The organism is Silanimonas sp., from assembly GCF_027530345.1.
Taxonomy (GTDB): Bacteria; Pseudomonadota; Gammaproteobacteria; order Xanthomonadales; family Xanthomonadaceae; genus Silanimonas.
In genome coordinates, this window is the sequence record NZ_JAPZQK010000049.1 from 1 (window position 1) to 8,489 (window position 8,489).

9 protein-coding genes are annotated in these 8,489 nt (G+C 69.1%); 8 read left to right on the top strand and 1 reads right to left on the bottom strand.

Annotation, left to right across the window (positions count from 1 at the left end; all coding sequences use genetic code 11):
- Positions 1-138 precede the first annotated feature (138 nt).
- Positions 139-1,287 carry an AMP-binding protein gene (locus O9255_RS14520; protein WP_297867585.1) on the bottom strand — a complete coding sequence of 383 codons (1,149 nt, stop codon included), beginning with the start codon at positions 1,285-1,287 and terminating at the stop codon, positions 139-141.
- A gap of 458 nt (positions 1,288-1,745) precedes the next feature.
- On the opposite strand from O9255_RS14520, the gene O9255_RS14525 reads away from it, so the two are divergent.
- From O9255_RS14525 to O9255_RS14560, 8 genes are all read left to right on the top strand, one after another.
- Positions 1,746-2,480 carry a ferredoxin--NADP reductase gene (locus O9255_RS14525; RefSeq protein WP_297867593.1) on the top strand — a complete coding sequence of 245 codons (735 nt, stop codon included), beginning with the start codon at positions 1,746-1,748 and terminating at the stop codon, positions 2,478-2,480.
- 105 nt (positions 2,481-2,585) lie between these two features.
- Positions 2,586-3,023, top strand: coding sequence for a hypothetical protein (locus O9255_RS14530; protein ID WP_297867586.1), 438 nt, complete (start codon positions 2,586-2,588; stop codon positions 3,021-3,023).
- Entirely contained in the window at positions 3,020-3,448 is a 429-nt protein-coding gene (locus O9255_RS14535) for a hypothetical protein (RefSeq protein WP_297867587.1), read from the top strand. Before O9255_RS14530 ends, O9255_RS14535 begins: the two co-directional genes overlap by 4 nt.
- Positions 3,448-3,642 (top strand): helix-turn-helix transcriptional regulator, encoded by a 195-nt coding sequence (locus O9255_RS14540; protein WP_297867588.1) that lies wholly within the window; start codon positions 3,448-3,450, stop codon positions 3,640-3,642. Before O9255_RS14535 ends, O9255_RS14540 begins: the two co-directional genes overlap by 1 nt.
- A 3-nt stretch (positions 3,643-3,645) precedes the next feature.
- Positions 3,646-4,872, top strand: a complete 1,227-nt coding sequence (locus O9255_RS14545) for a hypothetical protein (RefSeq protein WP_297867589.1) — start codon at positions 3,646-3,648, stop codon at positions 4,870-4,872.
- A 46-nt stretch (positions 4,873-4,918) separates the two neighbouring features.
- Positions 4,919-6,397, top strand: coding sequence for an alpha/beta hydrolase (locus tag O9255_RS14550; protein WP_297867590.1), 1,479 nt, complete (start codon positions 4,919-4,921; stop codon positions 6,395-6,397).
- 10 nt (positions 6,398-6,407) lie between these two features.
- Entirely contained in the window at positions 6,408-7,154 is a 747-nt protein-coding gene (locus O9255_RS14555; RefSeq protein ID WP_297867591.1) for an ATP-binding cassette domain-containing protein, read from the top strand.
- Entirely contained in the window at positions 7,151-8,323 is a 1,173-nt protein-coding gene (locus O9255_RS14560) for an ABC transporter permease (protein ID WP_297867592.1), read from the top strand. Before O9255_RS14555 ends, O9255_RS14560 begins: the two co-directional genes overlap by 4 nt.
- The last annotated feature ends 166 nt before the right edge of the window (positions 8,324-8,489 follow it).

The window sequence follows — 8,489 nt, forward strand, 5'->3', positions numbered from 1 at the left end:
CTCGGCCAAGAACACCTCGCGCCGCGTGCGCTTGCGGCCTCCAAGATCCTCAGCATCACCAAACGAAAGCTGCATCGAACTCACCCTTGAAGCGATGACCGATTCTCGCCGAAAGTGGAGGAGTTGTTCAGACCTTCCCTAAGCCACCACGCGCTCGGCCCACACCACCTTCGCGCCGCTGGCCAGCCAGCGTTCGAAGTGCGGGCCGTACGTGGCATCGATGCCGGCGCGCTTCACCTTCATCGTCGGGGTGATCAGGCCGTTGTCGACCGTCCATTCCTCGCCAACGACGATCAGCGCGTCGAGGTGCAGGTAGCTGTCGAGCGTCGCGTTCACCGCGTCGAGGTGCTTGGCCAGTGCCGCCTCGATCTCGGCCTTGCCCGCCGTCGTCGCGGCCTTGGCGCGCGCCGCTTCGCCGAGCATCACCAGGCCCACCGGCTGCGGCAGGCTGGCGCCGGCCACGCAGCAGGCTTCGAACAGCGGCAGTGCGGAAAGCCTCTCTTCGATGGGACCGGGTTCGACGTACTTCGCCTTGCTGGTCTTGAAGGCGTCCTTGACGCGACCGGTGATCTTCAGCGTGCCGTCGGCGGCGATCGCGCCCTTGTCGCCGGTCTTCAGGAAGCCATCGTCGGTGAACGCAGCGGCCGTCGCCGCGTCGTCGCGGTAGTAGCCCTGCATGTTCCAGGCGCAGCGCACCTGCACTTCCTGCGTGGCCGGGTCGAGCCGCACCTCGGCGCCCGGGTAGGGCGGGCCGACGGTGCCGATCTGCTGGTGGCCCTTCACGTTGGTGTGGGTGACGCCGCAGTTCTCCGTCATGCCGTAGGCCTCGAGGATCTCGAGGCCGAGACGCTTGTACCACTCGAGCATCGACGGCGGCATCGGCGCGGCGCCACCGCCGGCGTAGATGCACTGGTCGAGGCCGAGGCCCTTCAGCACCTTGCGCTTCACCAGCCAGCCGATCACCGGCAGCTTGAGCAACCGATCCAGCTTCGCCGCCGGCACCTTGGCCAGCACGCCCTGCTGGAACTTCAGGTACAGCCGCGGCACCGAGGCGAAGCGCGTGGGCCGCGCGCGCTGCAAATCGGCGATGAAGGTGTCGAGGCTCTCGGCGAAATACACCTCGTAGCCCGTGGCCAGCAGCGTGTGTTCGAGGAAGGTGCGCTCGACGATGTGCGACAGCGGCAGGTAGGAGAGCAGGCGGTCGCCGGGATGGAACGGCACGCGCGCCAGCACGGCGGCGGTGGCGGCGGCGAAACTGCCGAAGGCGTGCATGACGCCCTTGGCCATGCCGGTGGTGCCCGAGGTGTAGATGATCGTGGCGAGCTCGACACGTGGCCCGCCATCCAGATCGCCCAGTCGGCCATCAGCCAGTGCGCGCAGTTCTTCGAAATGAGCGCGATGCGCGAGCCGGGCGGCAGGCCCAGCGACTGCAGGTGCGCGGCCATGCGCCGGGTTTCGATCAGCGCCTCGCCCCAGGTCCAGTGGCGAATGTCGCCGGGCCCGTAGGGCTGGACGAAGACGCGCTTGCCGGGCGACTGCCGCTCCCAGTGGTAGAGGCGCTGCAGGGCGAGCGTGTCGGCGTGCGGTGCGGCGTTCGGGGCCATGGCGGGTTCGAGAGGGCAGGTATCGCCAGAGTTGGCTGCCGCGCGTGCACGCCGCGTGGTGGCCCCGCCACGCCCCGCCCACGCCCCGGCGGGCCATAATCCGCCGTCCTTCGGAGCACCCCCTTGATTCCCCAATTCCCCATGAAGCTGGTGGCCAAGCGCATGCTGGCCCCCGCCGTCGCCCATTTGAGCTTCCAGCGCGCCGACGGGCAGGCGCTCGACTACATCCCCGGCCAGTTCATCCAGATCCACCTGATTGGGCGGGACGGCGAGCCGACCAAGCGCAGCTACTCGTTGGCCACCATCCACGACCATGCGATGGGCCCGGGCGAGGCGGTGGATATCGCGGCATCGTTCGTGCCGGGCGGCACCGCCACGGCGCTGTTCGAGGGCCTGAAGGAGGGCGATGAGGTCACCGCCAGCGGCCCGTTCGGTCGCTTCTGCCTGCTCCCGAACGACGCCAACCGCCGCTACCTGCTGATCGCCACCGGCACCGGCGTCACGCCCTACCGCTCGATGCTGCCCCTTCTGGAGAAGGCCATCCTCGAGCGCGGCGTGCAGGTGGTGGTGCTGTTCGGCGCGCGCAGCGAGTCCGAGCTGATCTACGCCGACGACTTCCGCGCCATGGCCGCGAATCACCCGTCGCACTTCCGCTTCGTGCCCTGCTATTCCCGCGAGTTCAACGAAGCCGCCGGTCCCGACGCGCGCCGGGGTTACGTCACCGAGCAGATCGCCGCGCTCGAACCGCAGGCCGACGGCGACATCGCCTACCTCTGTGGCAACCCGAACATGGTCGACGCCGCGTTCGAGGCGCTGAAGGTTGCGGGCCTGCCGGTGCCGCAGATCCGCCGCGAGAAGTACGTCAGCGGGAAGTAAGGCCGTCCGGGCCGGCGGCCCCGGGATGTAAAGGACGCTTGACATCGGGGTCACGGCGGGTGGAGGATGGTGTCAGGCGTCCTTGACACCCCCCAGAGCCCGCCCATGCGCTCCACCACGCCCGTTCGCGATGACGACCGCCTGACTCCGCCCATCCGGCGCTACCTGCGCTGGCTGGTGGTCTCGATGTCGATGTACGCGAGCCTGCTGGTCACCAGCCTGTTCGCCCTGCGCAAGGTGTCCGACGAGGCCCTGCTGCTGCGCGCCGCCTTCGGCCTGCTGCCGGCGCTTCCCCTGCTGCTGCTCATCTGGGCCTTCGCCCGCTACATCCGCGAAGCCGACGAGATGCAGCGCCAGATCGAGCTTCAGTCGCTGGCGCTGGGGGCGATGATGACCGGCATCGGCTTCATGGTGGCCGGCTTCCTCGGCAGCGCCGGGGTGTTCGCCCTGAAGGGCAATCTGGTGGCCATCCTCGTCCTGCCCGCCCTGCTCGGCAGCTACGGCGTCGCCAAGGCGGTGGTGCAGCGGGGCTACGCCGGATGAACCCCTTCATCGACATGGTGCGCTTCACGCCGAACGAGAAGCGCTACTACCGCAACAGCATCGCGCCCACCGTGGCCTTCCTGGCCGTCATGGCGGCGAGTGCCGTGCTGATGCGCGAGTACCGCGACGAGTGGCCGTTCGCCGTGCTGGCCTCCCTCGCCTTGCTGCCGGTGCTGCCGATGGTGTGGATCATCAAGATCTACATCGACTACTTCCGCGACTGCGACGAGTGGGAGAAGTTGATCGAGATCTACGGCATCGCCATCGGCGTGCTGCTGGTGGGCATGGCTTACTTCGCGCTCGGGCTTCTGGGCCTGTTCAAGCTCGTGGTGCTCAACGGCACTTTGCTCGCGTACGGCATGCTGCCCGCGGTGATGCTGGTGTACTCCCTGGGCAAGGTCGTCGGCCGCTGGCGGCACGGCTGATGCGCAACCTCATCCGCGAACGTCGCGAGGCCATGAGCTGGTCGCAGGCGGAACTCGCCGAGCGGCTCGCCGTCTCGCGCCAGACCGTCAACGCCATCGAGACCGGCAAGTACGACCCGAGCCTGCCACTGGCCTTCAAGCTCGCGCGCCTGTTCGGCGAGCCCATCGAAGTCCTCTTTGACGACGCCGCTTGAGCCATGGACGCCCACGCACCGCTTGATTTCGAGAACCGCTCATCCCCCCCCGATGGCGACTTCCTGCCGCTGCCCGATGCGCCGGTGGCGCCGACCTCGGCAGCCCGCTTGGTGTTTGGCGCGCTTCGCGGCGCTGCCCTGGGCGCAGGATTCGGCTTCGCCGGCATCGAGGCTGCAGAGGCCTGGGGCATCGAGTGGCGCGCGCTCTTCCCGGAGGAGGCCGGCTTCGGCCGGTGGGTGATCGGCGCCGCGCTGCTGCTGCTGGCCTTCTGGCTGCAGGTGCTGCTGCACGAGGCCGGCCACGCGCTGGCGGGCTTGGCCGGTGGTTTGCGCCCCTTGGCCTTCGGCGTGGGCCCCGTCCGGCTCGAGCGCGGCGGCGATGGCTGGCGCTTCCGTTGGGGTGGCGGTCTCTCCGGCATCAGCGGTTTCGCCGCACTCCTGCCCGCCGCTGGGCGTCCGCCATCGCGCGGCGCGCAGGCGGTCTATCTGCTGGGCGGTGTGGTCGCGAACGCGCTCGTCGCGGTTGTCGCGCTGTGGGCCCTGGCCGGTTCGCCCCCCGAGGCCCTGCGCGGCCTGCTGGTGGCACTGGTCGTCACGGGCCTCTTCCTCGCGGTGGTGAATCTCATCCCTTTCCGAAGTCAGGGATGGCTCAGTGATGGTGCCGGACTGTGGTCGCTGTGGCGCCAGCCGGGCCTCGCTTTCGCGTCGATCACCCTGCAACAGGTGCTGCAGGCCAGCATGGACGGCGTGCGACCGCGCGATTGGCCGGCGGCGCTGCTGCCGGCCGACGACGCTCCTTTCGGTGAGTACGGCGATCCCCTGCTGGACACCGCAATCGCATCGATGCGCCTGAGCCGCGCGCTCGACGTTGGCCAGCCCGAGCAGGCCGATGCTGCTGCGCGATATCTCCATGCGGCATGGCCCACGGCGTCGCCCGCCGCGCGGCCCGGGCTGGCGGTGTACCTCGCCGTGCATTGCCTGCTGATGCGCAAGGACGTTGTCGCGTTGCGCGCCTGGCGCGAGCGCATGGTCGGTGGCCTGCTCGACATGGGCTGTCACGAGGCCTGGCTGGACGCAGAACTGGCGCTGGCCGACGGCGACATCACCGTCGCTCGCGAGGCCCACGCCCAAGCCGTCGCCGCCCTGCCGCGCGTGCACGATGCGGGCACCCGCATCGCTGTCGCCGAGCGCCTCGATGACCTCGCCACCCGGCTCGCGGCGGCGGCATGAGCCCCGTTTCCTCCTCCCCTCCAACCCCCACCCCAGGAGAACTCGCGTGATCCGAACCCCATTGGCCGCGGCAGTGATGCTCGGGTTGCTGGTCGCCAGCAACCCCGCCGAAGCGCGTCCGCTCGGCAGCCTCGCTTTCGAGCCCTGCACGCTCGCCGGCAGCGGCGCCGCTGGCCCGGTCGAAGCCCAGTGCACCACGCTTTCGGTGCCCGAGAATCGCGCCGAGCCCGACGGCCGGAACATCGAGCTCGCCATCGCCTGGGTGCCGACCGAAGGCGAAGCCGAGCCCGACCCGATCTTCATGCTCGCGGGCGGCCCGGGGCAGGGCGCGCGGGATTCGTTTCCCTCGGTCGCGCCCGGCTTCCGCGACGTGATGCGCACGCGCAATGTCATCCTCGTCGACCAGCGCGGTACCGGCGCGTCGAATCCGTTGGCCTGCCGCGACGCCGAGGGCAACAACGCCTTCAGCGACGCGTCGGACGAGAGCCCCGATGCCGCGGCGCGCTTCGCTGAAGCCTGCCTCGCCACGCTTTCGAAGACCTCGGACGTGCGCCACTACACGACCACCGACGCCGTCGCCGACCTCGACGCCGTGCGTGCCGCCATCGGCGCCGAGCGCATCAACCTCTACGGCGGCAGCTACGGCACACGCGTGGCGCAGCAGTACGCCAAGACCTTCCCGCAGCACACGCGGGCGGTGGTGATCGACAGCGTCGCGCCAATGAGCCTCGTGCTCGGCAGCGAGCACGCGAAGAACCTCGACGCCACGCTCGACGCGCAGTTCGCGCGCTGCGCTGCCGATCCCGCTTGCGCCAAGGCCGTGCCCGACGCCCGCGCCGCGCTGGCGCAGGTACGTGACGCGCTGTCGCAGCCGGGCCTGGCACCGGTCGCCTACCGCGACCCGACCACGGGCGAGCGTCGCGAGGAAGTGCCCGCCCTCGGCCACCTCACCATCGCGCTGCGGCTCTACAGCTACTCGCCGCTCACCGCCACGCTGCTGCCGGTGGTGCTGAAGCAGGCCGCCGACGGTGACTACGCGCCGCTGCTGGCGCAGTCGCGCTTCCTGATGGGCAGCTTCGGCGAGTCGATCATGCACGGCATGCAGCTCTCGGTGATCTGCACCGAAGATGCCGACGAGATGCAGCCCGATCCGGCGGACGCCGAGACCGTGATGGGCGCGGAATTCGTCGCCTTCACCCAGGCGCAGTGCGCGGTGTGGCCGCGCGGCCAGCGCCCCGCCGATTTCCGCACCCCGGTCACCGGCGACGTTCCGGTGTTGGCGATCAGCGGCGAGTTCGATCCGGTCACGCCGCCTCGCTACGGCGATGCCGCCATCGCCCAGCTGCCGAACGCGCGCCACCTCGTGCTGAAAGGCCAAGGCCACACGCCGATCAACGAAGGCTGCATGCCCAAGCTGTTCGCGCAATTCATCGAGACCGCCGACGCCAAGGGGCTCGATGCCGCCTGCCTCGAGCGCCTCGCCCCGCTCCCCCCCGGCACCGGCCTGCACGGCTGGGAGCCCTGAGGACACTGCCATGATCGAACTCACCGACCTGCACAAGCAGTTCAAGACCAAGACCGGGCTGGTCAGCGCCGTGTCCGGCGTCGGCTTCACCGCCCGCGACGGCGCCATCACCGGCCTGCTCGGCCCCAACGGCGCCGGCAAGACCACCACGCTGCGCATGCTCTACACGCTGATGAAGCCCGACAAGGGCAGCGTTCGCGTGGACGGCCGCGACGCCTATGTCGAGGCCGAAGCCGTGCGCCGCTCGCTCGGCGTGCTGCCGGATGCGCGTGGCGTCTACAAGCGGCTCACCGCCCGCGAGAACATCACCTACTTCGGCCGCCTGCACGGCATGGACGAGGCGGCGATCCGCAAGAACACCGACCGCCTCGTCGACGCGCTGCAGATGGGCGACTTCATCGACCGCCGCACCGAGGGCTTCTCGCAGGGCCAGCGCACCAAAACGGCCATCGCGCGCGCCCTGGTGCACGACCCGAAGAACGTCATCCTCGACGAGCCCACCAACGGCCTCGACGTGATGACCACGCGCGGCCTGCGCGAGTTCCTGCTGCGACTGAAGGGCGAGGGACGCTGCGTGATCCTCTCCAGCCACATCATGCAGGAGGTGGGCGCGCTGTGTGACCACATCGTGGTCATCGCCAAGGGCTGTGTCACCGCGCAGGGCTCGCCCGACGAGCTGCGCGCGCAGACCGGCGAATCCAATCTCGAAGACGCCTTCGTCAAGGCCATCGGCTCCGAGGAGGGCCTGCAGGCATGAAGACCCTGATCACGGTGATGCTCAAGGAGCTCGCCGAAATCTTCCGCGACCGCAAGATCATCATCAACGGCTTGCTGCTCTCGCCGCTGCTGTTCCCGATCCTGATCCTCGGCATGGGAGCCCTCGCCGAAAACCGCGCCAAGACCCAGCTCGAGTCGGAGCTGAAGCTGCCGATCATCGGCGCCGACATCGCGCCGAACCTCGTCGCCTTCCTCGCCACGCAGAACATCACCGCGGAAGCGGCGCCGGAGAACCCGGATGCGTTGATCCTCTCGCAGGAGAAGGACGTGATCCTGCGCATCGCCGACGACTTCGCCACCGATTGGCGGGCCAGCCGCGCCGCGACCGTGGAGATCCTGCACGACAGCTCGCGCCAGGATTCGCAGATCCCGGTGCGTCGCGTCGAGCGCGCGCTGCAGGCCTATGGGCGGCAGGCCGGTGCCATCCGCCTGATCGCTCGCGGCGTGGATCCGTCGCTCGGCACCGCGGTGAGCGTCACCTACCGCGACCTCGCGACGCCGGAAGCCAAGCGCGGCATGATCCTGGCCTTCCTGCCCTACCTGCTGATCCTCTCGGCTTTCCTCGGCGGCGCGTATCTCGTGATGGATGCCACGGCGGGCGAACGCGAGCGGCAGTCGCTGGAGCCCTTGCTGGCCACGCCGGCCGGACGCGGCGCGATCATGAGCGGCAAGATCGCCGCGGCCTGCGCCTTCGGCATGATCGGCCTGCTGCTCACGCTGCTGAGCTTCAAGCTGAGCTTCGCCTTCGTCGACAGCGGCCCGTTCAAGGGCGTCGATGTCTCGATGGTGGCGGTGGCCAAGCTGCTGCTGGTTCTGCTGCCGATGGTGCTGATCGGCACGACCCTGCTGACGCTGATCTCGGCTTCGGTGAAGACGCTGAAGGAAGCGCAGAGCTACATGGCCTTCCTGATGCTGCTGCCGATCCTGCCGACGATCATCCTGCTGGTGAACCCGGTGAAGAACGCGCTGTGGATGTTCGCCACGCCCTTCCTCGCCCAGAACCAGCTGATCCTGATGGTGCTGCGCCAGGAAACGATCAGCGGCCTGCAGTGGGCGACCTACCTGGGCGCGGGTTTCGGCCTCGGCGCGCTGCTTTGGTTGATCGCGGCCCGCCTTTACCACCGCGAGCAACTGGCGATCTCGGCCTGACCGCGGCGCAGCCTGCCCCGGCAAAGAAAAAGGCGCTGTTCGCGTTGATTGTTGATCGTCTCGAACGGTGAGCCGGGGTGGGAGCACGGTTTAGAAACGGCCCGAGGACTTCGGGCGTGGAGAAGCCGGATGCGTGCTCGAGAACTGAAGCGTTGGTTGGCGGAGG